The sequence below is a fragment of the Kordia sp. genome, from assembly GCF_965283645.1.
GTDB lineage: Bacteria > Bacteroidota > Bacteroidia > Flavobacteriales > Flavobacteriaceae > Kordia.
This window is the reverse complement of record NZ_CBDIPG010000001.1, coordinates 3,364,026-3,387,952: the sequence shown is the minus strand read 5'-3', so window position 1 is coordinate 3,387,952 and position 23,927 is coordinate 3,364,026. Positions and strand designations below refer to the sequence as shown.

Below are 23,927 nucleotides of genomic sequence, written 5' to 3'. Positions count from 1 at the left end.
AGAATTCCCCCAAAACATAATACCTCATCACATATGAAATTGCCTTTTTTCATAACCTGTTTCCTATTGGTTAGTTGCAATGCTATGCTTGCGCAAACAGACTCGTTAACGACAAAATCTTTTGAAGAATTAGAAAAGCAGTTTTTAGCTTCGTACACAATTCCTGTAAAGGCAAAAAAATATGTGGATGCCTTATACATTGTTGCCCAAAATGGAACTGACAAACAACGTATTGCAAAAGCCTTGTATCGGAAAGGATATATCTACAACGCTTTAGGAAAACTAGAGGAAGCACTGGGTTTTTCAGAAGCTTCAAGTATAATGGCGGAGGAATTAACCACTAAAACATTAGTGTTTCAAAACGATGTGTTAAAAGGAAATATATACTTAGCAAAAGGCGATTATACAAAAACTATTGATTTTTATTTGAAAGCAAAATTGCTCGCAGAAGAACGTGGAAATTTAAGAGACATTTTAACAATGTCACACAATATTGGTTTGGTTAAAAAACAAATTGGTGATTACGAAGGCGCGTTGGAATCATTTAAACAAAATCTACAAAAAGTAAGCTTGTTGCCTTCTGAAAGTCAAGATCGGGCAAAAATTATTAATTATTCAGGAATAGCTGATACCTTTTTACGTATGCAAAAACCCGATTCGGCGTATGTGTATATGAAGCAAGGATTACAAAAAACATCATTGGAAAAGTATCCTTCACTTCATACCGATTTATTGTTGATAGAAATAATAATATATTTTCAAAAAAAGCAATACCAACAAAGCCTTAACATGGCAATTGCTATTGATACTATTATTAAAAATATAGGACAACCTACAAAGTTTAGAACTTCTTATCTATACCAAGCAAGAAATTATAATGCTTTAAAAATGTATGACAAAGCAATTATACAATATGAAAAGATTAAAAAATTAGCTACTCAGGAGAATTTTTCATTTCAAGAATTGGAAGAAGTATATTATCAATTAGCTACACTCTATTTTGAACAGGGAAAAGTGAAAAGTGCAACTATTAATTTTAAGCTATTCAAACAATTAAACCAACAAAATAATAGTACAAATACACTTATTTATCACAACATAAAAGATCATGATATTTCTCAACTCGAAAAGAAACTTAAGGTTGCAAATGACAAAAACTTACAACAGAAAAAAACAGTAAATTATTTATATGTGATTTCGGGCATTTTGGTTGCTTGTGCTATTTTCTTTTGGATATTATATAAACGAAATAAAAAAGTACACAAAAAACGTTTCAATACATTGATGATTCAAATTAAAGAACTAGAATCAAATAAAAAGAAACCAAAATTAAGTACGCACAAAACAGATTTAGCAATTAATGATGAAGGTGTTGAACAAATATTGAAAGACTTAGAAAAATTTGAAACAAAACAACAGTTTTTACATGTTGATTGCACATTGGCATATGTAGCAAAAAAGTTAAAGACAAATACCGCGTATCTTTCGCATGTAATTAACACCTATAAAGGAAAAAAGTTTACTGCTTATTTAAACGAATTACGAATTAATACAGCTTTGGTAGCTTTAAAAAATGATCGGAAAATTAGGCTGTATTCTATGAAAGCAATTGCTAATGAATTTGGATATAAGCGTAGAGAAACCTTTTCAAAAGTCTTTAAAAGCACTACTGGAATGGATCCTACTTCCTACATTAAAGAGTTGGATTTAGAGGATAAAAATAGTAGTGATAATTCATAAATTGTCTCCATCACCTTCTTTCTTTCCGTCAAAAAAGTATAATCTTTGATGTAATATTAATTAAAACCCAGAAATTATGAAACGTTTTGCATTAAATAAAATTAGCATCGCTAAACTAGCCAATCTTCAAACTATTAGAGGTGGCTTAGCTACTCCTAACAGAACTTCTGTAGCTATTTTAGAATGTGCTCAACCAACAGCGACTGACTGTGTAACAGATGATTGTGCAACTGGAGGCACAATGCCATGCACACTTACATCTTCTGCAAGTGAACTTACGTCAGACCCAGTAGGATCTGATACTACTTCTTTATAGTGATTAAAATATACGAATAAGATGGAGGTTGTCTAAAAAGTCATCATTACAAATCAAATGAAGCTATCTGTAAAAATAGAAGTCATTGATTAACTGATTGCTTCGAAATTAAATATTCCTCGTACTAATAGTATTAGTAGCTTTTTAGACAACCTCTTTTTTTATATGTTTTGCTTGAATAATTAAAAGTTATCAATTCTTACTACTTTTTATTACTACATGTAATAATCTGACATTCTGGATGATTTCCCATAGTACATACAGATGATTGACAATCAATGCATGAATGTGCAAAACATGTATGCTGCGAATAATCGCCTTTTCCTTTAATTTGATCTTCTAAATTTGAAATAGATTTTTTGTTTAAAGACAAACTTCTTGTTTCCTTTTTTTTCATAATTCTTTGATTTTAAGATTAATTATGAAGCTAATTAAAAGCATGTTAGCGTTAAAAAAAAGGAAGATTCGTGGCCATTTATAAATTGATAATGCCACTATTTATAAATTATCACGCCTACATTTTACTAAAAATAAAGTGTGTGTTTTGAAAGTTTTAGTGCAAAAAAAAGAGGTTGATGAACAACCTCTTTCTTCTTTATTTTAAAAATATACACAGCCACAGCCTGTTTCCCATGGTTGACAAACTCGTTTTGGTTCATTGCAACCACCACCTGGGTTTCCTCCGCCATCGTCATTTGTATAGCAAACATCTCCTATACACGTTGATCCTGGAGGACAGTTGCCATACATATCACATAGGGCAATAGGGCCAGCTCCATTGATGTGTGTTTGTTCTTTTTTTGTAAGCTCAATAGCTCCTTGTACTTTTAGAATTTTTCTTTTCATGATTTAGTAAAATTTTGGTTTATAAACCAATATACTAAAAACGAAAAAATACAATGTAGCCTTTTGCGGTAAAAAAAGTAGGCTTTAACACTCTTTTTAGTTGTTGTTTATTTTTTCTTATTATCAAAAAATGTAACCTCAGCTTCTACCGTTTTACCATTTCTATTCACTTTTACGGTCGTTTTATTTCCGTTTTCAAATTTTGATAAAGCACGCATGTAACTTTTCATATCAGTTACTTCATGTTCTCCTAATTGAATGACAATGTCACCCTTTTGTAATCCTGCCTTTTGTGCTGGACGATTTTCACTAATACCATCAATTCGCATGCCTTTTCCATCAAATAAATAATCAGGAATGACACCTAATGTGACTTTAAATCGTGGAACATCATCAGATTCGTTTACAGTTTTTGTAAACGCGATTTTTCCTTGTGAATTTACTGCAGCTATAATTCTGAAAATATAATTCGAAATTTGAAGCATTCCATCATAATTCAACTTTTCAAAATCGTCTGTAGGTTTATGATAGTCTACATGCTGTCCTGTAAATAGATGCAACACAGGAATATCTTGTAAGTAAAAAGATGTATGATCCGATGGTCCAACACCTGAAGTATTTGTCTTTAAATCAAATGTATGCTTGCTGTTTGCTTTTTCAATGGTTTCTTGCCAAATTGGTGATGTTCCTATTCCGTAAATGGCTAAAGTTTTGTTTTTCTTTAAGCGACCAACCATGTCCATATTAATCATGTAATTTACTTTTGTAATATCGATTGTTGGATTTTTCACAAAGTAATTAGAACCTAATAAGCCCATTTCTTCTCCCGAAAAAGCAATAAATAAGTAGTTGTTATTTGTATTTCCTTCCAATAATTTATCAGCCAAATATAACATTACAGCAACGCCACTTGCGTTGTCATCTGCACCATTGTGTACCATTGGTTCACCTCTGTGTAATGAACCTTCGTCACCCATTCCTAAATGATCATAATGTGCGCCAATAACAATTGTATTTTCGGCATTGTTATCTATAAAACCTACTACATTTCTTCCTGTTAAACTTTTTTTACTATCATTTTCACCATACTGAATTTCCGCATGTGGATCTGTTTTTGGTGTAAATGTAAATGTCTGAATATACTCGTTTGTTCCTTTGGGTGCTATTCCTAAATCTTTAAATCGATTTGCAATATGTGATGCCGCCAAAATTTCACCTTCCGTTCCTGTAGATCTTCCTTTTAATTTATCATCTGCTAAGACTTCAATATCTTCTTTGATTCTATTTTCTATAGTACGTTCTGTTTTACAAGAAGATAACAACACTAAAAAAAGAATTCCAAATAATGGTTTGTTGCGCATAAGAAAGTTATTTTTGTGTAAAATTATCAAAATATTACCACTCAATGACACGTATTTTTGTTTTAATCATACTTTGTACTGTTTTTTCATGTAAAGTAAACCCAAAAGAAAAAACGACTACTACTCCTGAACCTAAAAAAGAAGTAACAGCGGCTTCTGATAATCCTTTAATTTATCCTGAAGAAAAATATTTCAAAAACATGCGTCAAGTTACGTTTGGCGGTGATAATGCAGAAGCGTATTGGAGTTTTGATGACAAGCAATTAATTTTTCAATCGAATAATACAAAATGGAATGTTTCCTGTGATCAAATGTTTTTAATGAATATTGATGAAACGTTTAAAGACAATATTCCACCAATGATAAGTACAGGAAAAGGACGTACAACCTGTTCCTATTTTTTACCTGATAACAAACATATTATTTATTCGTCTACACATTTGGTAGATGATAACTGTCCGGAAGTTCCGTTGCGTAAAAACGGAAAATATATTTGGCCAGTTTACGATTCGTTTGACATTTTTGTAGCAGATTTGGACGGAAATATTGTAAAGCAATTGACAAACGAAAAAGGATATGATGCAGAACCAACAGTTTCTCCGAAAGGTGATAAAATTGTATTTACCTCAACACGTAGTGGCGATTTAGAATTGTATACCATGAATATTGATGGTTCGGATGTAAAGCAAATTACAAACGAATTGGGTTATGATGGTGGTGCTTTTTTCTCACCCGACGGAACAAAATTGATCTTCCGTTCATCTCGTCCAAGAACAAAGGAAGAAATTAAAGAATACAAAGATTTATTGGCAGAAGGTTTGGTACAACCAACACAAATGGAGTTATACATTTGCAACGCGGACGGAAGCGATTTACGTCAGTTAACAGATTTAGGAAACGCCAATTGGAGTCCGTTTTTTCATCCTTCTGGAGAAAAAATCATTTTCTCTTCCAATCATGAAAGTGAACGTGGATTTCCATTCAATTTATATATGATTAATATTGATGGAACTGGTTTAGAACGAATTACACATGGAGAAACATTTGATGCGTTTCCTGTATTTTCAAATGATGGAAAAAAATTAGCATTTTCTTCAAACCGAAATAATGGTGGCGGACGTGATACCAATTTGTTTATTGCAGAATGGCAAGAGTAGTTTTTTTGATTGAATAATTCAAAAATTAAAAGATTAAATAATTTATAGTTTGCTCTATTTACATAAGAGTGACGTTTACTATATCATAATTTATAAATCAAGAGAAACACTCTTTTGATTTCTTACACTTTTATTATTTCTTTGAGTTGCTTGTATGTTGCAAGTGGCTAGAATCTTGACTAGCGATAAAGGTTCAAGAACTAATCAAAACTCATTAAATTATAAGATTATGAAAAAAAGTGTTAAAAAAATGCAGTTAAAAAAGCGTTCAATTTCTGTATTAAACGCTCACGAAGTAAAAGGTGGATTGACAACTACATCTATAATTTCTGTGCTATGTGTAACTAAAATTCATGTTGGAGAAGACATTTGTTTTACGCAACCACAACAACGTTAAGAATGTATCTGGAAGGAAACGAGAAGGTCTCCTTCCAGATAGTTTTACTTTTTAAAAACTTGCACAGGATTTCCGCGTTGCAACTGTTTGTGTTGCATCCACTTTTGTTGTTGTATCACTTTTTGCTCTTTTTGATTTTGAGCCTTTATAGCAATATCCAGCCGTGCCAATGCCAGTTTTTTGTTTAAAAATTGCGAGCGTTCTTCACTTGCTTGTACCACAATTCCTGTTGGAATATGTGTAATACTTACTGCCGTTTCTACTTTATTTACATGCTGTCCACCTGCGCCTGAACTTCGTGTCGTTTTTACTTGAATTTCTTTTGGAGACCAAGAAACGTGTTTCGGTTCGGCATATACTGCTACGTTTACAAACCAGTTTTTACGTTGGTGATGTACACGATACGGGCTTCTGAAAATAAATTGAATACTTCCTTGCCAATTGTTTTTAAAATCGCCAGCATCACCAATAACTCGCAACCAAACTGATGTGTAGTTTTGGTATTTTGTAGCTACTAATTCGATGACATTGCATGTATAGTTTGGCAATCGTGTCAACTTTTCCGTTAAGTTTTTTACGGCGAGGCAACATTCTTCAGGACCTGAACCTGAGGAAATCTGCACCCAAAATTGATTGTCCATAATTTCTATTTTTTTAGTCTAACATCGTATTGAATGTGAGGTTAGTTCTGATTTTTTTTACTTTTTTCTTTTTAATTGCCTTTTTCTCTTCTTTCAATTTTTCGTTTACACGATGTAATTGATTGTCGATAAAATATCTATGCTCGCCGTTCAATGCTAACTGTTTTGATTTCTTTAACCATTTTTTGGCGTCTTTAAATTGCTCTTGCTTTTCCAAAAGAATTGCTTTTACATAATTCAAACGTGCTTTGTCTGTTTGTGGCAATGTAAATCCAACTTCTAAAACGTGCAATGCTTCCTTATAATCACAGATATCAATTAATAAGAACGGATAATAGTAATAGGTTTCTACGTATTCATGATCAATACATAATGCACGATGATAATATTCGCGCGCATTTTTATAATCGTGTAATTGCTCATGATAAATTCTTCCCATTAAATTATTGGCTCCAGCATGATCGTTTCCTCCAAGAACATATTGTAACTTTTCTACACATTGTTCCAAATCATACGAATAGCTGTCTAATGCCTGAATGAATAATATATCGTTTGTATATGTTGCCATTTTGTTTTCTTGTTTAGTCATTACAAGTGCAACGAAATAATCTTTTACTCAGTAACAGATTGTTGCGAATTTTTCTCAAAATTCTCGTAATGACGTTTATTATTTTATTTTTTGTGTCTTTTTTTAAATACTAGAGAAACCTTGAGAACCTTAGTTTCCCTAGTATTTTAGTGAAGACGCAACTCTGCTTCTAACGCTATATAGAAGTATTCCCATTTTTGCATTAAAGATTGAACGATCTGTCTGAGCTCTTTTGATGGATTCCTGCCTACGCAGGAATGACAAATAATTCTATTTATCCATGCGAACAATTTTTGGTGTAAAACTTCCGACAACTTCTACCAATTCGGTTTGGTTTGCCATGACATGATGAATGTTTTTGTATGCCATTGGCGCTTCGTCAATTCCACCACCAATCAAGGTGACTCCGTGATCTTTTAATTGCTTTTTAATATCACTTTGCGTGATAGTTTGCTTTGCTTTTCGTCTTGATAATTGACGTCCTGCACCATGCGAAGCCGATTGCAACGAATGCACATTTCCCGTTCCACGAACGATGAATCCTGGCGCTGTCATCGATCCTGGAATAATTCCTAATACGCCCTTTTGTGCTGGTGTAGCACCTTTTCGATGTACAATTAATTCTTCTCCATTTACGATTTCTTTCCAAGCGAAATTGTGATGATTTTCAACCATTGCTAGCGGTCTTGCACCTAACGCTTTCCCTAAACGCTTATGAATATCGTGGTGACACGCCGAGGCGTAATCGCCTGCTAAATTCATTGCCAACCAATATTCTTGTCCATCGTGTGTATTCAAATCGAGCCACGCTAGGTTTTTCGCTTCTCCTGGTAATGGTGTTTGTTGTATTGCTAATTTTGTATAATGTTTTGCAATATTGGCACCTAAACCACGCGATCCACTATGTGACAGCACTCCTAAATACTTCCCGATAGGAACATTGAATTCGTTATTTACATCCGAAACGTCTACAATTCCAAATTCTACAAAATGATTTCCACCACCTGAAGATCCTAATTGTCGATACGCCTTTTTAAATAATTTTTTCACCGTTGGAATATCTTTAAATTCCGTTCGTTCAAAAATTTCATGATCATTGATACGTTTGTGTGTTTCATATCCACCAAATTTGGTGTGTTCTTGCAACATATTCACATATTTATCTTTGTGACCATCCAAGTACGAAGCTGGAATATCATAGATAGACAAACACATTCTGCAACCGATATCGACACCAACTCCATACGGAATTACGGAATCTTTTGTTGCCAATACACCGCCAATTGGCAAGCCATAACCTGCATGCCCGTCAGGCATTAATGCGCCTGCTTTTGCCACAGGTAATTTTAACGCTGTGTATAGTTGATGTTTTGCTTCTTCTTGAATTCCGTTTTCGCCAAATATGGTAAACGGCGCTCGTTTCGTTTCTAATTGTTTTGCTTCAATATGTACAGGAGTTGTCAATTCTTCGGCGATTTTACCAAAAATTCCATCTCCTAAATATTTTTCAGGATTCTTAAGTACCGTTTGTAAACGCTGTACTACTTTGTCTTTTCGTTCGCGTTTGTAATGTTTCAACATCGCATCAATTGCGATACTAATTACTTTTCCCTTTTGCGGGTATCCTATTGCGATGAGGTCTTTCCCTCGTAATTTTAATTTTGCCATAACTTACATTTTAAAGCCATTTCCCGATGTTTAAATCGTGGTGCGTTGCCCAATCTTTCATGATTTTTTTGGCTACTGCCGAAATTGGCTTGTTATATCGTGCTTTTGCTTGCACTATAGTTTTTGATCGTAAATCCACTTCAATCGTTGCTAAGGTTTCTTCTGTTTTTAAGAAGCTTGCGCATCGTAATGTGAAAATACTTGTTACTTTTACACAGCATGAACGTGCATATGAAGCCACACAGTGATTCATTTTTCTACCTTCAGCAATCAATTCTTTTGAAGAACAGAGTTCGAATAAGCGATAGCGTTTGACATTTGTTTTTTCCTTCGTTTTTGCAATTAATGAACTGCTTATAGAAGGTTCCCACGTATACAATTCTCTTGTATTTACTTCATGAATTGCTTGTGCTACATGCCATTCGTCTGATTGTCGTGTAAGCGAAGTAATGGTTCTTCCTTTGATAGTGTATTCGCGATCTTGTTGAATGCTAAAGGTTAAATAATCTATGATTTCGCCCATTTTATTAAAATCTAACATGCTCTGTCTCATAAAAAACTGAATTACAGTTTCCCAAAATCCTTCATTGGCAAAGTTGTTTCTACTCAACGCTGAACATGCAATACGATCTGCTACGATTTCATCTGTTCCAAAAGCTAATGCTTGTGCCCTACGCAATGCCATTTCAATAGTGTAATTTGCTGGAGCTTGTAAAAAATAATGCGCACCTTTTTTTGTTAATCGAACAGGAACTTTTGAAAGATTTTTGACACTTAAACCGCATCCTAAATCTATAAACCACATCATGTATTTACGATTGCTGTCTGACCACGCTTCGAACATAAATGCTGGAACGTCGTATTTTGCAAAGCAATGTCGCGCCAAATCCTTGAGTTGTTTGTCCGGATTATGACTGTTTCGTTTCCAAGTTTTTATATCTCTTACGTAGGATGAACAGAACCAAACAATGTTATAAATTGCATGTAAATATTCATGATTTCGCAATAGTTTTGTACAACGTTGTTTGTATAAATGGTCTAAGATTTCCTTGAATGCCGTACGTCTTCTTGATTGTCTTTTTTTGTTTAATGACCTAAACAGATCGTCTAAAGTGTATGCTAATGTATTGAACTCAAAATGTAGCTGTTTTTTGCCTTCATATATCGTTTCCACCATTTTTGGAAACAATAATTTTTTAGCTTTATTATGTGCTTTTAAGCTTTTTTGTATTGCTACTTCTTTGGCTTTCGCTTCAAGCTTTTCCTTTAATCTTCTGGACTTCGACTTGTGTTTTTTGTGTATGTGTGATGTTTCCATGACTGTCGCTGTTGAATGTTATTTTCAGTAAAAATTTTCAATACTTGTGTTTGTTGTTGCATTTCTATTTTTTTTAATGCGTTAAAAAATTCTTTTTTTGGTACTGAAAACACACTCCCGAGTTTACAGTCGTTCCATTTGTTTGATTAAATTCATCTTTCTTCTTTTTGTATTGCTACACGATTTCTAGGTTTTGTTGTGTTGTGTTGTTATTTTCTAATTCTAATTTTTTACATCTTTTCAGGCTTCTCAAAACTATCCTCTGGAATTGAAAACTATATATTTATTTACCTTTTCTTAAATTTTCAACAGATCCCAATTTTCATTGGGATTAGTTCAACTTACAGTTTTGTGTGCGCCTTTCAGGCTTCTCAAAACTGAGTTTCACTAAAAAAGCCCGATTCTTAGGTAGAACCGAGCTTTTATACTGCTGTATATATATTCTTTATTCCAAAGAATAATTTGGTTCTAATCCGAACAATAGCTTGGTATTCCCAAGTGTTGTTACAATATGTTTTTGTCCTGTTTTGATCATATGTTGAAAATAATGCATAAAAAAACCCGAGCCTTTTATGGACTCGGGTTTGTTTTATGTGATATCTATGTTATGTAAAGATACAACTGGTAAAACCCAAGTCGTATGTCGGAATATTTCCGGCACCATTTCGATATGTAAGTTTTACGTTTTGCACTTTATATTTTTTTGTTAATACTTGTTTTTTTGTTTCGTTTTGATGGTTGCAAATATAGAAGATCATTATTCTAATTTCCAAATTTATTTTTTCTCAACGTCATTTTTCAGGTACATTTTCAACATAGAATGATCCGATTTCCATGTTGCAATTTTTTCCGTTTTTAGAATTTCTAAATCTGGAGAAACCCAGATATGATCTAACGAGAGCAACGGAATATTCCAAAACCAAGTTTCCCGAAATCCGTTTCCTTTTTCGGTAAATGCATGCTTATATTTTTTTTTGAAATTTTTAAAAAATAACGACTCATATGGCGTGTTAAAATCACCTAAAATGATGGTTTTGTCATCCATTTTTATTCTGGAAAGGATATTTTTCAGCATTGGTTTTCTAAAAAATTTCACATTTGCGTAGACATCAACTGCATAAAAATCGATCTCATTTGTGTTAAAATGAACCATCGTTACATGTTCTTTTGTCGCACTCGAATAAATTTTTAATGGTGTTTTTGAGAAAATTCCAATTGCATGATCATTAAAATAGAAATGGTAATTTGGGAACGCTTTTTTAGCTTTTTCAAATTTGTCAATGTCACTTTCAATTAAAACCATTACATCCGGAATCGTTTTGTTTTCTTGAAATGCTTCTTCAAAATTTTGTATTCGATAGGCGTTCCATAATACAATTTCAAGCGCATTTGATGTTTCAACTTTTGATGTGTATAGGTAACTATTTTTTACCCAAATTATAGACAAAACAACAATTAGTATTACATAGTACTTTCTGGCGGAAGCCTTTATAAATAGTAGCATAAACAACAATCCGAGGACAAGTAACGGAAGCGGTGTTGCATAAAATAGTAACGACGATATGTAGAAGGTATCTTTGAGTGTAAAGTGAATTACAATTGCAATAAGCAACAGCAATTGCAACAGTTTTTTCATGTATAATAAAATTTTAATTTTCAAGCAGTTATGATGTTAATTCTAAGTAGTTTTTAAAGAAATTTTCAAACCATACCAAATCGTCTCGTAAGTGATTACTTTTAAATCCTTCTATGCTTATGATCGTAATTTTATTTCCTTCTTTATCTATCAAAAAGACAGTTCCCGTTAAAATATTGTCTCCATGAATTTTAATAGTATTTTTTATGGTTGCTACATTTTCAGCGTTATAGGTTGTCTCCTTTGTTTTGGTTTCGATTGTTAATTTTCTATTGAAAAGAATTTTTGAAGCATGATTTTCTTTTTTCTTTTTTCGAATACGATGCAAGCTAGCATACGCAAAACCAATTAATGCGAAACCACTTAGAAAAGCCAATCCATACACTATTCGAATTTTAGGAAGATATATGCCATAGAAAATGATAAATAACAAAATTCCTATTGTAATACCAACACCTAAAATTAACGGAATTGTGAAGTATATAAGTAATTGTTGCACATCAATACTCGCTTTTTTTATAATAATACGCTCGTCTTGTTTTGTGAAATTAATTTTGTGCCGTTTTAATTTCTGCTCAAATAGACTGATTTGACTTTTTAGGTTCAATATTTATTTTTTAGAATTATTGATACTATTTACGAACGACATCTAACGCAACGGAAATCCTTTTGCCGCCCACCAAGGATGGATTTCAATTTCCAATCGGCCAGCTTTTACCATCGGATCAGAATTTGCCAAGCTGTCTGCCATTTCAATTGTTGGCACATTGTAAATTGTAACGCCTCTAATATCGCCCAAATCGCCGAAAGGTCCTGAAATATCCGCGTATCCAAGATTATACATTTTTCCTAAATGATCCAAATGCAAACGTTGCAAACTATCTGCTACATGTTTTGGTTGTGTACGGTTTTTTCCTTTTTTCAAGAAAGCCATAAAGTATTGTTGCATTAACACCGTGTCCTTTGTGTTTTGATCTACATAATCAATAATTTTGAAGCCTTTGGCTACTAATTCTCTTTTAACTTGTAGCGTTGGTTTTTTTATAGTTGTAGTTTCCTTGTCTTGTGTGTTTTCTTGTGTCTGATTGCATGAAAAACAAAAGATTGCAATAAAAAATATACAGATATATTTATTCATGATGCCAGGTTTTATAAGGTTTTTTACTGAGTTGAGAGTTGTAATATTTCGTTTGGCCTGTAACTTCTTTAGCAAGCCACGTTGGTGTTTCAAATACTTCGTTTTCATGCTGTAATTCTACTTCCGCAACAATTAACCCTTCGTTTTCACCAAAAAATTCATCTACTTCAAATACATGATTTCCCTTTGGAATATTGTATCTAATTTTTTCAATGATTCCTTCTTCACAGAGTGCTAATAATTGTTTTGCTTCCGCGATAGAAATTGCTTTTTCCCATTCAAAACGACTTGTGCCACTTTCGTTCGATTTTCCTTTGATGGTTAAAAATCCTTCCTCACCTTTGATACGAACTCGCACCGTACGTTCGGCGTGCGTATTCAGAAAACCTTGTGCTATTTCGAAGGAATTAACGGCTTCTTCTTTAAATTGTACGCTGTTTACGAGAAACTTTCGTTCTATTTCTTGCATGAATACTAATAGATTAACGTATTGTTAGATATAACTTTTTCAGTTTGTTATTTTCGTTTTCTTTGCTTTCCCAAAGAAACAAAAGAAAGGGAATTTTCCCAGAGATGTTTTTAGCTGAAAAAGCTAAAATCGTAATTATTTTTCTAATTTTTTTCCAAGGCTTTAAAAATTTTCAACGAAAAATAGTTACTACACTTCGGAAAAAGAACGCTAAACATTTTACTTTTATATTAAACTCGCGTTATTTTATGCTAAAGATATTATAATTTTGAATATGGACTTCGATTTCCCTTTACGAAAAATTATTCATGTGGATATGGACGCTTTTTACGCGTCTGTGGAGCAGTTAGATAATCCTGAATTGAAAGGGAAACCATTGGCTGTCGGCGGCGGATCGAAACGCGGTGTTGTAAGTGCGGCAAGTTACGAAGCTCGAAAGTTTGGTGTGCGAAGTGCTATTAGTGGTTTTTTGGCTAGGAAACGTTGTCCTGATTTAATTTTTGTGCCACCACGATTTGATCGTTATAAAGAAATTTCTAAGCAGGTTCGCGCAATTTTTTATGAATATACTGATTTGGTAGAGCCGTTGTCACTTGACGAAGCGTATTTGGACGTTACGCAGAATAAAAAAGGAAATCCGAGTGCGTCAATGATTGCTGAGGAAATTAGAGCTAAAATTTTGAAAGATGTGGGTTTAACAGCTTCCGCTGGAATTTCCATTAATAAGTTTATTGCCAAAGTTGCCAGTGATTATAACAAGCCAAACGGACAAAAAACCGTTCCGCCTGAGGAAGTGTTGACCTTTTTGGAAGCTTTAGATATTCGGAAGTTTTACGGTGTTGGAAAAGTGACCGCTGAACGCATGTATCAACTTGGAATTTTTACTGGAAAAGATTTAAAAACGAAAGATGTTGACTTCTTAACGGAACATTTTGGCAAATCGGGAAGTTTCTATTACAATGTGGTGAGAGGAATTCACTTAAGTGAAGTAAAACCAAATAGAATTGCAAAGTCAGTTGCCGCAGAACGTACGTTTTCAGACAATTTGACAAGTGAAATTTTTATGCTGGAAAAGCTTGAAAATATTGCTAATGAACTCGAAAGACGCTTAAAAAAGTATACAATTTCTGGAAAAACAGTCACGTTAAAAATAAAGTACAGCGATTTTACCACACAAACACGAAGCAAAACAATTCCTTATTTTATTTCAGATAAAAGCTTGATTTTAGAAACTGTAAAAAATTTGTTATATCAAGAAAAATTGAAAGATTCCGTACGCTTGTTAGGAATTTCGTTGAGCAATTTAAACACTGACAAAAAAGACAAGAAAAAAGAAAAACCTGAACAGAAAAAGAGTATTTCTGTACAGTTAAAGTTTGAGTTTTGATGTTTAGATTCGATTCGCTTTTAGTAAGGATTTAAATACCAAGAATTTTCCTTGTAATAGTTCTTGAAAAATTCAAAAAAATATATCACTTTTCCGAGAAAAAGAAACAATTAATATTCGATTGTTTATTTACTGAGGTAATCTCTTCAAGATCAATTTTATTTGACCTTGATGACAGAGTTCATCATGAATAATGTGTCTAAGCTCGTAGTGATGATTCACTAAAATCTGTTGATTAGATAAGACGATCTTTTTTTCTAACCATTGATCACTTAGTTTTTTCATTTCATTTAGCGTGTTGCTTCTAACTTCCTTCAACGTATCTAAATAATATTCTAAGGGATTACTATCAACAAGCCTTTCATCCATATTAAAAGGAAAGGCTCCTCCGAATTTTTTGATTTCTTTTTCAGAAAAAGATCTGTCAAAAAAATAATCCAATTGAAATTTGAGTTCTAAGGCGGCAATGTGAAGAAGCAAAGTACCGATACTATTACTTTGATCATCAAAATTATAATCTAGAGATTTAACAGATAAATCTTTAGCTAATCGAAAAGTTTCATTTCTTATTGATATCATTTCTGAGACTATATATCCTAAATGAGGACTATAATCTTTATGAGAGTTTATTTCGTTATTGATCATAACTGTTTTCGTTAAAATGATTTGTTTTCTAAAATAGCAGCATTATTTTCCACTACTATAAGGTAATTTTGATTAAATTCTTAAATCTTAACGAGGTGAATCATTAGAATTCGTATGATAAGACCATCCACATTGCCCTGAAAGATCTGACTTAAAGCAAATCCAATCAGAGTAAGGACATGTAGGATCTTCTGAAATAGGTAGACCTAGATGATTTTGACCTCCTACGATTTTCTTTTCGTTCAATTTGGAAACAACTTGCTTGTTTAAGTTTAGTTTAAAATTGTTTTTACTCATAATTTAAATAATTTTTAAGTTAATAATAATACATAATTTTAAGTTCAAATCATGTAAAAGGTTCTTTAGATTTATGATTTTTTTGTTTATAAAAAGGGGGAAATTTAATCATTCTTTTTTACTAATTCTTGCATTCCATAATACTCGATCGCTTTTTGCTTTAATGGGTTTTCACTCCATTCTTCCCATTCATTAGTATAAGGACTATAACCACATTTTAAAGGTTTAGAATAGTTGTCTTTTGGGTTTTCAACATAAGCGCGACAATCTGTACAAATATGTCTAAACTCACAATCTTGACATACCTTTATATCATCTTTTTTAATGTTCCAAAACTTCTTAAAATTGGGATGATTAAGTGCTTCTTCTAACTTAGTATTCTTAATATTACCATAGCTTTGAGGCATTGATGGACAATTTTTAATACTACCCTGTTTATCAACTGAAATTTTTCGATTAAGACAAGTATTAAATTGTTGAGATTCGGTAAAAAGTTTAATATTAGAATAAAAATAATCCTCGTTTATAATACCACAGTGTTTTTCATTTAATATATTTTTAGTGACGTAAATTAAATACCCCATTTCTCTTCTAATTGGATCGAAATTTTTATTCTCTAAAGCATTATATATAATAATTGAATGTATTCTTGGGTTTTGTTTTAAAAGATCTTCTAATTCTAATTTAGTAAACTTTACGCTTGAAGGCATTATAAAATTTACAGACGCTATTCTTGATTTTTGCTCCTTTATAAACTGAGCCATTCGTGAAACATTTTCTATGGTCGTTTCTTTAAAAAAACGTATTTGTAAATAGGAACATTTAAGTTTTTCTAACTGTAAAATTATAGACTCAAAATCATGGTTTATTGTGTCATAATCTATAACCATATTAGTGATTTGAGATGGAGAATCCCATTTTAAATTCATTCTAGGAAAAAATTCAGGATTTTCATCAAAGAAAATAAAATTATTTAAAGTAAGAAAGTTAAAATACTCATCTATAATACCATTATATTTATTCTTAAACTCTTGCTTAATAAAGTCAATAGACTTACCATTATAGTTTTCTAAAATATCACATAATCCATTTGGTATAAAGAAATATTTATTGTTTTGAAGGTCACACAAAGTGCTTCTGCTTGCACCTTTTACAGGTATTATATTTGAAAAAAGAATGAAGTTTTTTTTGTTCAATTTTAGAAAATTTTTGTAATAGGTTTAACAAATGGCTTCGAAAGGTTTGATGAGTTTTTATAAGCTTTCATTGCTACTAAATGTGATGGAATGGATTGTTCTTTAGGCTTAGAACTTTCATGCTTAAATTTTAAACCATTATATATATTTACTGGGTCTTTATGCTTCATTTTGTAATAGGTTTGCTAATTTGTTTTCTATGTAATAATTACAAGCATTATTAAAAAAACTAACTTGTCCTGTAGGGTTTATTTCTAAAAAATAGAAATCACCATTTTTATACATTAAGTCTGCTGAACCATAGTTTAAATTGAATTTTTCAAATACTTTTTCTAGTTTATTCTCTATGTCTGTTGGCAGTTTGAAAGATGTTGTTCGTATGTTTTTCAAAGAGCCAAATTTTGTTCTATAATCAATTTCGTTGTCAAACGTGTGTATACTCATGGCATAAAAAAAACCTTTAATATATACAACTCTAATCTCAAAATCTGCTACTATTTTCTCTTGAAATAAAGAGATTGCGAATTGATTAGGTATTTTATCTAAAATTTCTGAGTCAATTGAAAACGTTAAGTTAAAATCGTACCAAAAGTCATCTGTTTCATAAATATATTGGTCTGTTATTCTTTTACTAATAATGCCATTTTTAGTAATATGCTTGTTATAAAATGTTAATAATGTGTTTTTGTTTCCTGTTATTAGTGTTTCAGGAACTTTAAAACCTTGTTTTTTTGCTTCTAGTGGCACATCTAGTTTATTAACTTCAAAATCACTTCTTAACCGTCCTATTTTAAGCCCAGTTTTGTAGTTTACAAAAGAATCTATAACCATAGATAAACAACTATTTTCATAACTACTACCAACAGTGTTAGCAAAACCACCGTTAAACCAAATAGACGTTACAGTATCAAAGTCTGTTGCTTTAAAATAGGTATTGCTAACATTAAGTTCGTTTTGTGATTTGTTTATACTAAAATCTTCAATTACAAGGGCATCATTTTCGCCTCCTATTCTTATAAAATTTGTATGTAAACAGTCTATTACCTGATTTACAAAATCGTCTATATCTTTACTATATATTAAAATCATATTTTTTTAATCATCCTCAATCCAATCGTCAGTTACTTTTTTCACAAAATTAAAACGTTCTTCAAAAAACTTTAAATCCTCTTTTTCATTAGCTTTGCTATATCCTAAAGCTACAAATTTGCCTTCATCTACAAGAAACCCATGTTTATTATTAAAGCTAAAATCAATTAGCATTAATTGTTTTTTAATTAAAAAACCGGTATGGTAGAATACCATAACCAGTTTTTATTGCTAAACTTCTACTTGTATTAGATTGATGGACATGAAGGTCCGTCCATATATGTTCTATTATGGTAGGTAATTACTCCACCACCTCTATTAGAATCATAACCATAAGTATAATGACCTCTAGGGTCACCTGCATCAGCTCTACATCCGCCAGGAGTTACGGTTCCAACTTGTGCTTTCCCTCCATTTAATTTAGACATCACTCCTTTTTTAAGTGCATCATTTTTAAATTTGTTTAATTCTAAACTTTCTAATTTCATAATATTAAATTATTTAATTAATAGTACCTACTCTATTTTAAAGGCTTTTCGGATTCCGCCTAAAATCGTTGTGGACGTTCTTTCATAAATTCACAAAATTGATCTTACGAGAAAAACAATCCAAAGCATCTCTATCTTATCAAAAAAGATAAGCACATGAATATTGAGCGTATATTTTCAATGCTCACAATAAATTAGTCTTTTTCTAAAGTTTCAGATGCTATTGCGAATTTGGTCCAGACCAAGGACATTGATAATCAGCTGAAGGACAGTTATTGTCAGCTGAAAAACATTTATCTGTTTTAATGCAAATCAAGTCAGACCATAGGCATGTTTCAATTTCTGAAATATCTTGACGACCTCCTATGATTTTTCTTTCGTTCAATTTGGAAACAACTTGCTTCTTTAAGTTTAGTTTGAAATTGTTTTTTCTCATAATAATGTTTTTATAAATTAATAATTGCAAGACAAAACAATTGCAAAAAAAAATATTTTAAAAACATTGTAAGCCGTAATTATCGAATTGAGGGTTCTTAAAACTTATAAATCCAGCGTAATTTAATTTCTTTGAAGCTCTTTATAAAACTGGATATTGTTTCATAAATTCATTAATTACTTTCAAATGCAGAATTAGAAAGTTAGACTTTAGAAACCTTTGATAATACATACAACATTTCAGTTCCGATTTGTTTGCAACGTTCGTCATATTTTGCGGCTTCTTGTGATGTTCCATCAAATGCTTTTGGATCGTCAAAAGGCAACGCAATTCTAAAATCTGTTCCTGGAACAAAAGGACAGCCTTCATCTGCTTCCGAACATACCATGATGGCTGCAAATGCTTCTGTAGGGTTTGGATTGTCTTCAAATCGTTTTGAAAATGCTTGATAGGCTTCTTGTCCTGAATGCCATTGAATATGATATACAGGATTTTTAGCCTGCTCCGCAATGTTTGCTTTGAAGCCAATTCGCCGTACGGCAGCAATTGCATTTGGATGAAAAGCTGTTGCTTCGGTTCCGCCTGAAAATGTTTCTAGTTTCGGCAATTGATAGTAATCTGCAGCAGCGGCAAGCCATAATTGTCCTAAGTGACTTCTCCTAGAGTTATGTGTACAGATAACAATGAGTTTTGGCGTTTCTCCGTCTGCATATTTTTGTTGAATGTATCCAGATAGTTGTTCTAGTTGTAACTTTCTATCTCCTGAAATTGTGTCAAACTGTTGTGTCTGTTTTTCAATATTTTGTAATAATTCTTGAAAGATCATGATTGTTTTTTTAAGTATTCTTTATAAAAAATATGCTTCAATACGTGTTGTGTATTGAAGCATATAGTATCTATTTTTCTGAAAGTTTCAAGATTATTCTATCAACGAAACACGCAACGTGTTTACCATTCCTTTGTCGGTAATTGGCATGGCTGCTAAGTTGATTAACATGTCATTTTTCTTTACAAATCCTTTCGCTTTTGCAATTCGGTTGACATCTTCAACAGTATCATCAGTACTTACAAATTTGTCATAGAAGAATGCTTTTACGCCCCAAAGTAGGTTTAATTGTGAAAGGATTCTATAGTTTGATGTAAATACTAAAATGTGCGAATCTGGTCGCCAAGCCGAAATTTGAAATGCTGTATATCCACTATTGGTGAGTGTACAGATAGCTTTTGCTTTGATTTCGTTTGCCATGTGTGAAGCGTGGTAACATATCGATTTTGTAATGTAACGTTTGGTACGAATGTGTGGTGGCGAATGTGGCACATTAATTAGTGGCGAGTCTTCAACACTTTTAATGATTTTCGTCATTTGCTCAATTACTTGTACTGGATATTTACCAACCGAAGTTTCTCCTGATAGCATTACGGCATCAGCTCCATCCATTACAGAATTTGCAACATCATTTACTTCAGCTCTTGTTGGCGTTAAACTTGTAATCATTGTTTCCATCATTTGGGTAGCAATAATTACAGGAATTCTAGCTTTTTTGGCACGTAATACCAATTGTTTTTGAATTAAAGGTACTTCTTGTGCAGGAACTTCAACACCTAAATCACCACGCGCAACCATTAAACCATCACAATAGGCAACAATTTTGTCTATATTTTCAACGGCTTCAGGTTTTTCAATTTTTGCAATAATTGGAATTTTATGTTCTGAATGCTCATTGATAATTGCTTGTAAATCCATTAAATCTTGACTGTGACGAACAAACGATAAAGCCAACCAATCTACTTCTTGTCCGATAGCAAAAATGGCATCATTAATATCTTTTTCTGTCAATGCAGGCAATGAAATATTTGTATTTGGAAGATTGACTCCTTTTTTAGATTTTAAAGGTCCACCTTGAATTACTTTTGTTTTTACTTCTTGTTTTCCATCGGTATCCACAACTTCAAACATGAGTTTTCCGTCATCTAACAAAATACGTTCTCCTGCTTTTACATCTCTAGGAAAGTTTGCGTAATTCATGTACACCTTTTTAGAGGTTCCTTTGAATTCTTTTCCTGTACAGAATGTAATTTCGTCTCCTGGCTCTACAATGACATCTTCCGACATGACTCCAACTCTCAGTTTTGGACCTTGTAAATCGGCTAATATTGATGTATTGTATCCGTATTCTTCACTTAATTCGCGAATCATTTTAATACGCTCTTGTACGTCGTCATAATTGGCATGCGAAAAGTTGATGCGAAATACATCTACTCCTTGCTCAATCATTTTTTTAAGGATTTCCTTCGAACTTGTTGCAGGTCCTAACGTAGCTACTATTTTCGTCTTTTTTCTTTTTGGCATTACTCAAAAATTAAATTGTTTTTAGATTTTAGTTGATTGGGGTTTATCGTATATGCAGTAATTACTTCTGCAATAGCATTTACTTTTGACACTGTAAGTTTGGAAGATTTTAAGTAGTTATCACTTTCAATTTTAATGAAATAATCTACTTGTTTTCGTTCAGAAATCAAATATTTAGAAACCAGTTGTTTTCCTTGTTGATCTGAAAATAATGATCCTGCACTTGCTACACGTTCTACTTCTTTTTTACTTGTATTTGCAACCAAACTCCATTTGATGCAATTTTCTTCATCGTTCCATTCGTAAATTGAGAAAGAAGCTTCCATGTAATTATAATCTAAATCTTCCGATTTTCGTGCTAATTTCAGATTTAAGTTTGTATTTAAAAGATACGCCAATCGATAATCTTCTGTTGAGCAATGAATTGCTATCAGCGTGTATTTATCTTCTTCAAAATCATCCTCAAAGAGTTTATGAATTGCCATAAATCTTACAATTAACAAATGTAAATATATAATTTAATGATAAGATAGAAGTTAATTTTAGGTAATGTTTATAAAGATTTCACAACGAAAACGTTATAGCTAGTGCATTCTTTTTTTGAAATCTTAGAAATAGGCATAAATTATTGTAAAATTTATGAAAACGGGATTGCTTTTTTAGTAGAATTTAGGTAGAAATTTGCTTTTGAAAAGCAAAATAAGCACGTTTTGAAGCTTTTTCTTCTGCTTTCTTTTTAGAAGTTGCGCGTGCTTTTCCTGCAACTCTATTGTCTATAAAAAGCTTTACAGCAAAGTGTTTTAATTCGTCATTTCCAGTATCTTCATATACGTCAAATTTGAAGTTTTTCTTCTCTTTCTGACACCATTCAATAAGTAAACTTTTGTAGCTGATTACTTTTCCTTCCAAACGTTCAATATCTACATATGGAGAAATAACACGGTAATGAATAAATCGTTCGCAATATTTGTACCCTTTGTCTAAAAATATGGCACCAACTAACGCTTCAAATAAGTTTCCGTGAATATTTTCGCCAAAATTATCTTTTGGAATACGTGATAGTACGAGTTCTATTAATTTTAAATCGCGTCCAAGTTCATTTAAATGTTCGCGACTTACAATTTTTGAACGCATTTTGGTTAAGTATCCTTCGTTTCCAGATGGAACTTCTGTAAATAGATATGCAGAAATAACACTACTCAACATAGCATCACCTAAAAACTCAAGTCGTTCGTAATTTACCGAATTTCCTTTCGCATCTTTCTGATTCATCGAACGATGTGTAAAGGCTTTCTTATAAAATTTCTTTCTGCGGGTTTTAAATCCTATAATATCTTCGAGTTCAACAAAAAAATTCCCGTCTTTATTAGATCGGGAATTTAATATTTTTCGAACGAAGTTCATTGAGTTTGATTTAGTCTAATTTTTTAAACAATACACAAGCATTGTGTCCTCCAAAGCCAAATGTGTTACTCATGGCAACTTGTACATCTCGTTTTTGAGGTTCGTTTAGTGTTAGGTTCAAACTCGGATCTATATTTTCATCTACTGTAGAATGATTTATTGTTGGCGGTACAATTCCGTGTTCTATGGAAAGTATGGATGCTATTGCTTCAATGGCTCCAGCCGCTCCCAACAAATGTCCTGTCATAGACTTCGTAGAGTTTATGTTTATGTTTTTAGCATGCGTTCCAAAAACTTCAGTAATCGCTTTCAGCTCTGCTACATCTCCTAAAGGAGTTGATGTTCCGTGTGTATTGATATGATGTACGTCTTCTGGTTGCATTCCTGCATTTTCAAGACAGTTTTTCATAACGGCTACAACACCTATTCCTTCCGGATGTGGCGCTGTCATGTGATAAGCATCTGAAGATAATCCTCCTCCAACAACTTCTGCATATATTTTTGCGCCTCTTGCTTTTGCATGTTCGTATTCTTCAAGAACAATAGCGCCAGCACCTTCTCCAAGTACAAAACCATCTCTGGTTGCGTCAAATGGTCTTGAGGCACTTTGCGGATCGTCATTGCGAGTTGACATGGCATGCATGGCGTTAAATCCGCCCATTCCAGCAATAGTAACAGCAGCTTCACTTCCACCAGTTACAATAACATCACAATGTCCTAATCGAATATTGTTTAGAGCATCAATCATAGCGTTTGCTGATGATGCACAAGCAGATACAGTTGTATAGTTTGGTCCCATAAATCCATATTTAATGGAAATATTACCAGGCGCAATATCTGCAATCATTTTTGGAATAAAGAAAGGATTAAATTTTGGAGTTCCGTCACCGTTAGCAAAATTGATAACTTCTTCTTGGAATGTTTCTAAACCTCCAATTCCGGCTCCCCAAATAACTCCTACTCTAAGCTTATTAATACGATCTAGATCAAGTTTTGAATCTGCAATTGCTTCATCAGAAGCTACCATTGCATATTGCGAAAACTTGTCCATTTTTCTGGCACTCTTTCTATCAATGAAATCTGTAACCGTAAAGTTCTTTACCTCACAAGCGAATTTTGTTTTAAATTTTTCGGCATCAAAATGTGTAACTGGAGCGGCTCCGCTTTTACCTGCAAGAAGCGCATTCCAATATTCATCTATAGTATTTCCGATTGGAGTCAATGCTCCCAAACCTGTAACTACAACTCGCTTTAATTCCATCTTTAATAAGTTAGTTTAAAAATTAAGAAGAAATCTCTTTAACAAAACATTAGAATGCAAAATATGCATTCTAATGTCTTTTAAATATGAAATTTTAT

The 23,927-nt window shown here is 32.5% G+C and carries 28 protein-coding genes; 5 read left to right on the top strand and 23 right to left on the bottom strand.

Features of this window, described 5'->3' with window-relative positions; genetic code table 11:
- The first annotated feature begins 33 nt into the window (after window positions 1-33).
- Both ACQ654_RS14960 and ACQ654_RS14955 read left to right on the top strand, forming a co-directional pair.
- Window positions 34-1,740, top strand: coding sequence for a helix-turn-helix domain-containing protein (locus ACQ654_RS14960; protein WP_430411147.1), 1,707 nt, complete (start codon window positions 34-36; stop codon window positions 1,738-1,740).
- A 76-nt stretch (window positions 1,741-1,816) separates the two neighbouring features.
- Window positions 1,817-2,056 carry a hypothetical protein gene (locus ACQ654_RS14955; protein WP_430411146.1) on the top strand — a complete coding sequence of 80 codons (240 nt, stop codon included), beginning with the start codon at window positions 1,817-1,819 and terminating at the stop codon, window positions 2,054-2,056.
- 202 nt (window positions 2,057-2,258) lie between these two features.
- Here the strand turns inward: ACQ654_RS14955 and ACQ654_RS14950 are convergent, their stop codons facing one another.
- The 3 genes from ACQ654_RS14950 to ACQ654_RS14940 all read right to left on the bottom strand — a co-directional run bounded on the left by ACQ654_RS14950 (window position 2,259) and on the right by ACQ654_RS14940 (window position 4,263).
- Window positions 2,259-2,453: a hypothetical protein gene (locus ACQ654_RS14950; protein WP_430411145.1), complete on the bottom strand. Its 195-nt coding sequence runs from the start codon at window positions 2,451-2,453 to the stop codon at window positions 2,259-2,261.
- Window positions 2,454-2,656: 203 nt separating this feature from the next.
- Complete coding sequence (locus ACQ654_RS14945; RefSeq protein WP_430411144.1) at window positions 2,657-2,902, bottom strand: hypothetical protein; 246 nt, start codon at window positions 2,900-2,902, stop codon at window positions 2,657-2,659.
- Between the two features lie 107 nt (window positions 2,903-3,009).
- Window positions 3,010-4,263 (bottom strand): M28 family peptidase, encoded by a 1,254-nt coding sequence (locus tag ACQ654_RS14940; protein ID WP_430411143.1) that lies wholly within the window; start codon window positions 4,261-4,263, stop codon window positions 3,010-3,012.
- 44 nt (window positions 4,264-4,307) lie between these two features.
- Between ACQ654_RS14940 and ACQ654_RS14935 the strand changes: the two genes are divergently transcribed.
- Together ACQ654_RS14935 and ACQ654_RS14930 are read left to right on the top strand one after the other, a co-directional pair.
- On the top strand, window positions 4,308-5,420 hold the full coding sequence (locus tag ACQ654_RS14935; protein WP_430411142.1) for a TolB family protein: 1,113 nt from the start codon (window positions 4,308-4,310) through the stop codon (window positions 5,418-5,420).
- Between the two features lie 229 nt (window positions 5,421-5,649).
- A complete protein-coding gene (locus ACQ654_RS14930; protein WP_430411141.1) occupies window positions 5,650-5,817 on the top strand; it encodes a hypothetical protein in 168 nt (55 codons plus the stop codon).
- A gap of 44 nt (window positions 5,818-5,861) precedes the next feature.
- Here the strand turns inward: ACQ654_RS14930 and prfH are convergent, their stop codons facing one another.
- From prfH to ACQ654_RS14890, 8 genes are all read right to left on the bottom strand, one after another.
- The gene (prfH, locus tag ACQ654_RS14925; protein ID WP_430411140.1) at window positions 5,862-6,458 is read right to left on the bottom strand and encodes a peptide chain release factor H; all 597 of its coding nucleotides are present in this window, start codon (window positions 6,456-6,458) and stop codon (window positions 5,862-5,864) included.
- A 13-nt stretch (window positions 6,459-6,471) separates the two neighbouring features.
- Complete coding sequence (locus tag ACQ654_RS14920) at window positions 6,472-7,026, bottom strand: tetratricopeptide repeat protein (RefSeq protein ID WP_430411139.1); 555 nt, start codon at window positions 7,024-7,026, stop codon at window positions 6,472-6,474.
- Between the two features lie 291 nt (window positions 7,027-7,317).
- Entirely contained in the window at window positions 7,318-8,715 is a 1,398-nt protein-coding gene (locus tag ACQ654_RS14915) for an RtcB family protein (RefSeq protein ID WP_430411138.1), read from the bottom strand.
- 10 nt (window positions 8,716-8,725) lie between these two features.
- Complete coding sequence (locus ACQ654_RS14910) at window positions 8,726-10,033, bottom strand: PcfJ domain-containing protein (protein WP_430411137.1); 1,308 nt, start codon at window positions 10,031-10,033, stop codon at window positions 8,726-8,728.
- 775 nt (window positions 10,034-10,808) lie between these two features.
- The gene (locus ACQ654_RS14905) at window positions 10,809-11,669 is read right to left on the bottom strand and encodes an endonuclease/exonuclease/phosphatase family protein (RefSeq protein WP_430411136.1); all 861 of its coding nucleotides are present in this window, start codon (window positions 11,667-11,669) and stop codon (window positions 10,809-10,811) included.
- 28 nt (window positions 11,670-11,697) lie between these two features.
- The gene (locus ACQ654_RS14900; protein WP_430411135.1) at window positions 11,698-12,276 is read right to left on the bottom strand and encodes a hypothetical protein; all 579 of its coding nucleotides are present in this window, start codon (window positions 12,274-12,276) and stop codon (window positions 11,698-11,700) included.
- Window positions 12,277-12,318: 42 nt separating this feature from the next.
- Window positions 12,319-12,807: a YciI family protein gene (locus ACQ654_RS14895; protein ID WP_430411134.1), complete on the bottom strand. Its 489-nt coding sequence runs from the start codon at window positions 12,805-12,807 to the stop codon at window positions 12,319-12,321.
- Entirely contained in the window at window positions 12,800-13,276 is a 477-nt protein-coding gene (locus ACQ654_RS14890; protein ID WP_430411133.1) for a CYTH domain-containing protein, read from the bottom strand. Before ACQ654_RS14890 ends, ACQ654_RS14895 begins: the two co-directional genes overlap by 8 nt.
- Window positions 13,277-13,550: 274 nt before the next feature.
- On the opposite strand from ACQ654_RS14890, the gene dinB reads away from it, so the two are divergent.
- A complete protein-coding gene (gene dinB, locus ACQ654_RS14885; RefSeq protein ID WP_430411132.1) occupies window positions 13,551-14,663 on the top strand; it encodes a DNA polymerase IV in 1,113 nt (370 codons plus the stop codon).
- Window positions 14,664-14,792: 129 nt separating this feature from the next.
- Here dinB and ACQ654_RS14880 read toward each other — a convergent pair whose 3' ends face one another.
- The 12 genes from ACQ654_RS14880 to fabF all read right to left on the bottom strand — a co-directional run bounded on the left by ACQ654_RS14880 (window position 14,793) and on the right by fabF (window position 23,829).
- Window positions 14,793-15,308, bottom strand: a complete 516-nt coding sequence (locus tag ACQ654_RS14880; RefSeq protein WP_430411131.1) for a DinB family protein — start codon at window positions 15,306-15,308, stop codon at window positions 14,793-14,795.
- A gap of 401 nt (window positions 15,309-15,709) precedes the next feature.
- Window positions 15,710-16,801, bottom strand: a complete 1,092-nt coding sequence (gene gwsS, locus ACQ654_RS14875) for a grasp-with-spasm system SPASM domain peptide maturase (protein ID WP_430411130.1) — start codon at window positions 16,799-16,801, stop codon at window positions 15,710-15,712.
- Between the two features lie 2 nt (window positions 16,802-16,803).
- Window positions 16,804-16,971 carry a hypothetical protein gene (locus ACQ654_RS14870; protein ID WP_430411129.1) on the bottom strand — a complete coding sequence of 56 codons (168 nt, stop codon included), beginning with the start codon at window positions 16,969-16,971 and terminating at the stop codon, window positions 16,804-16,806.
- The gene (locus ACQ654_RS14865; RefSeq protein WP_430411128.1) at window positions 16,961-17,890 is read right to left on the bottom strand and encodes a hypothetical protein; all 930 of its coding nucleotides are present in this window, start codon (window positions 17,888-17,890) and stop codon (window positions 16,961-16,963) included. Before ACQ654_RS14865 ends, ACQ654_RS14870 begins: the two co-directional genes overlap by 11 nt.
- Window positions 17,891-17,896: 6 nt before the next feature.
- Window positions 17,897-18,106 carry a hypothetical protein gene (locus ACQ654_RS14860; RefSeq protein ID WP_430411127.1) on the bottom strand — a complete coding sequence of 70 codons (210 nt, stop codon included), beginning with the start codon at window positions 18,104-18,106 and terminating at the stop codon, window positions 17,897-17,899.
- Between the two features lie 32 nt (window positions 18,107-18,138).
- A complete protein-coding gene (locus ACQ654_RS14855; RefSeq protein WP_430411126.1) occupies window positions 18,139-18,378 on the bottom strand; it encodes a hypothetical protein in 240 nt (79 codons plus the stop codon).
- A 220-nt stretch (window positions 18,379-18,598) separates the two neighbouring features.
- A complete protein-coding gene (locus ACQ654_RS14850; RefSeq protein WP_430411125.1) occupies window positions 18,599-18,814 on the bottom strand; it encodes a hypothetical protein in 216 nt (71 codons plus the stop codon).
- A gap of 202 nt (window positions 18,815-19,016) precedes the next feature.
- Entirely contained in the window at window positions 19,017-19,640 is a 624-nt protein-coding gene (locus ACQ654_RS14845) for a hypothetical protein (RefSeq protein ID WP_430411124.1), read from the bottom strand.
- Between the two features lie 93 nt (window positions 19,641-19,733).
- Window positions 19,734-21,164: a pyruvate kinase gene (gene pyk / locus ACQ654_RS14840; RefSeq protein ID WP_430411123.1), complete on the bottom strand. Its 1,431-nt coding sequence runs from the start codon at window positions 21,162-21,164 to the stop codon at window positions 19,734-19,736.
- On the bottom strand, window positions 21,164-21,649 hold the full coding sequence (locus ACQ654_RS14835) for an IPExxxVDY family protein (RefSeq protein ID WP_430411122.1): 486 nt from the start codon (window positions 21,647-21,649) through the stop codon (window positions 21,164-21,166). Before ACQ654_RS14835 ends, pyk begins: the two co-directional genes overlap by 1 nt.
- A 184-nt stretch (window positions 21,650-21,833) precedes the next feature.
- The gene (rnc, locus tag ACQ654_RS14830; RefSeq protein WP_430411121.1) at window positions 21,834-22,568 is read right to left on the bottom strand and encodes a ribonuclease III; all 735 of its coding nucleotides are present in this window, start codon (window positions 22,566-22,568) and stop codon (window positions 21,834-21,836) included.
- A 10-nt stretch (window positions 22,569-22,578) separates the two neighbouring features.
- Window positions 22,579-23,829, bottom strand: coding sequence for a beta-ketoacyl-ACP synthase II (gene fabF, locus ACQ654_RS14825; protein ID WP_430411120.1), 1,251 nt, complete (start codon window positions 23,827-23,829; stop codon window positions 22,579-22,581).
- Window positions 23,830-23,927: the final 98 nt, after the last annotated feature.

Coding starts and splice junctions, on each gene's coding strand:
- ACQ654_RS14960 (WP_430411147.1), top strand. CDS start 34: ATGAAATTGCCTTTTTTCATAACCTGTTTCCTATTGGTTAGTTGCAAT.
- ACQ654_RS14955 (WP_430411146.1), top strand. CDS start 1,817: ATGAAACGTTTTGCATTAAATAAAATTAGCATCGCTAAACTAGCCAAT.
- ACQ654_RS14950 (WP_430411145.1), bottom strand. CDS start 2,453: ATGAAAAAAAAGGAAACAAGAAGTTTGTCTTTAAACAAAAAATCTATT.
- ACQ654_RS14945 (WP_430411144.1), bottom strand. CDS start 2,902: ATGAAAAGAAAAATTCTAAAAGTACAAGGAGCTATTGAGCTTACAAAA.
- ACQ654_RS14940 (WP_430411143.1), bottom strand. CDS start 4,263: ATGCGCAACAAACCATTATTTGGAATTCTTTTTTTAGTGTTGTTATCT.
- ACQ654_RS14935 (WP_430411142.1), top strand. CDS start 4,308: ATGACACGTATTTTTGTTTTAATCATACTTTGTACTGTTTTTTCATGT.
- ACQ654_RS14930 (WP_430411141.1), top strand. CDS start 5,650: ATGAAAAAAAGTGTTAAAAAAATGCAGTTAAAAAAGCGTTCAATTTCT.
- prfH (WP_430411140.1), bottom strand. CDS start 6,458: ATGGACAATCAATTTTGGGTGCAGATTTCCTCAGGTTCAGGTCCTGAA.
- ACQ654_RS14920 (WP_430411139.1), bottom strand. CDS start 7,026: ATGGCAACATATACAAACGATATATTATTCATTCAGGCATTAGACAGC.
- ACQ654_RS14915 (WP_430411138.1), bottom strand. CDS start 8,715: ATGGCAAAATTAAAATTACGAGGGAAAGACCTCATCGCAATAGGATAC.
- ACQ654_RS14910 (WP_430411137.1), bottom strand. CDS start 10,033: ATGGAAACATCACACATACACAAAAAACACAAGTCGAAGTCCAGAAGA.
- ACQ654_RS14905 (WP_430411136.1), bottom strand. CDS start 11,669: ATGAAAAAACTGTTGCAATTGCTGTTGCTTATTGCAATTGTAATTCAC.
- ACQ654_RS14895 (WP_430411134.1), bottom strand. CDS start 12,807: ATGAATAAATATATCTGTATATTTTTTATTGCAATCTTTTGTTTTTCA.
- ACQ654_RS14890 (WP_430411133.1), bottom strand. CDS start 13,276: ATGCAAGAAATAGAACGAAAGTTTCTCGTAAACAGCGTACAATTTAAA.
- dinB (WP_430411132.1), top strand. CDS start 13,551: ATGGACTTCGATTTCCCTTTACGAAAAATTATTCATGTGGATATGGAC.
- ACQ654_RS14880 (WP_430411131.1), bottom strand. CDS start 15,308: ATGATCAATAACGAAATAAACTCTCATAAAGATTATAGTCCTCATTTA.
- ACQ654_RS14870 (WP_430411129.1), bottom strand. CDS start 16,971: ATGAAGCATAAAGACCCAGTAAATATATATAATGGTTTAAAATTTAAG.
- ACQ654_RS14865 (WP_430411128.1), bottom strand. CDS start 17,890: ATGATTTTAATATATAGTAAAGATATAGACGATTTTGTAAATCAGGTA.
- ACQ654_RS14860 (WP_430411127.1), bottom strand. CDS start 18,106: ATGGTATTCTACCATACCGGTTTTTTAATTAAAAAACAATTAATGCTA.
- ACQ654_RS14855 (WP_430411126.1), bottom strand. CDS start 18,378: ATGAAATTAGAAAGTTTAGAATTAAACAAATTTAAAAATGATGCACTT.
- ACQ654_RS14850 (WP_430411125.1), bottom strand. CDS start 18,814: ATGAGAAAAAACAATTTCAAACTAAACTTAAAGAAGCAAGTTGTTTCC.
- ACQ654_RS14845 (WP_430411124.1), bottom strand. CDS start 19,640: ATGATCTTTCAAGAATTATTACAAAATATTGAAAAACAGACACAACAG.
- pyk (WP_430411123.1), bottom strand. CDS start 21,164: ATGCCAAAAAGAAAAAAGACGAAAATAGTAGCTACGTTAGGACCTGCA.
- ACQ654_RS14835 (WP_430411122.1), bottom strand. CDS start 21,649: ATGGCAATTCATAAACTCTTTGAGGATGATTTTGAAGAAGATAAATAC.
- rnc (WP_430411121.1), bottom strand. CDS start 22,568: ATGAACTTCGTTCGAAAAATATTAAATTCCCGATCTAATAAAGACGGG.
- fabF (WP_430411120.1), bottom strand. CDS start 23,829: ATGGAATTAAAGCGAGTTGTAGTTACAGGTTTGGGAGCATTGACTCCA.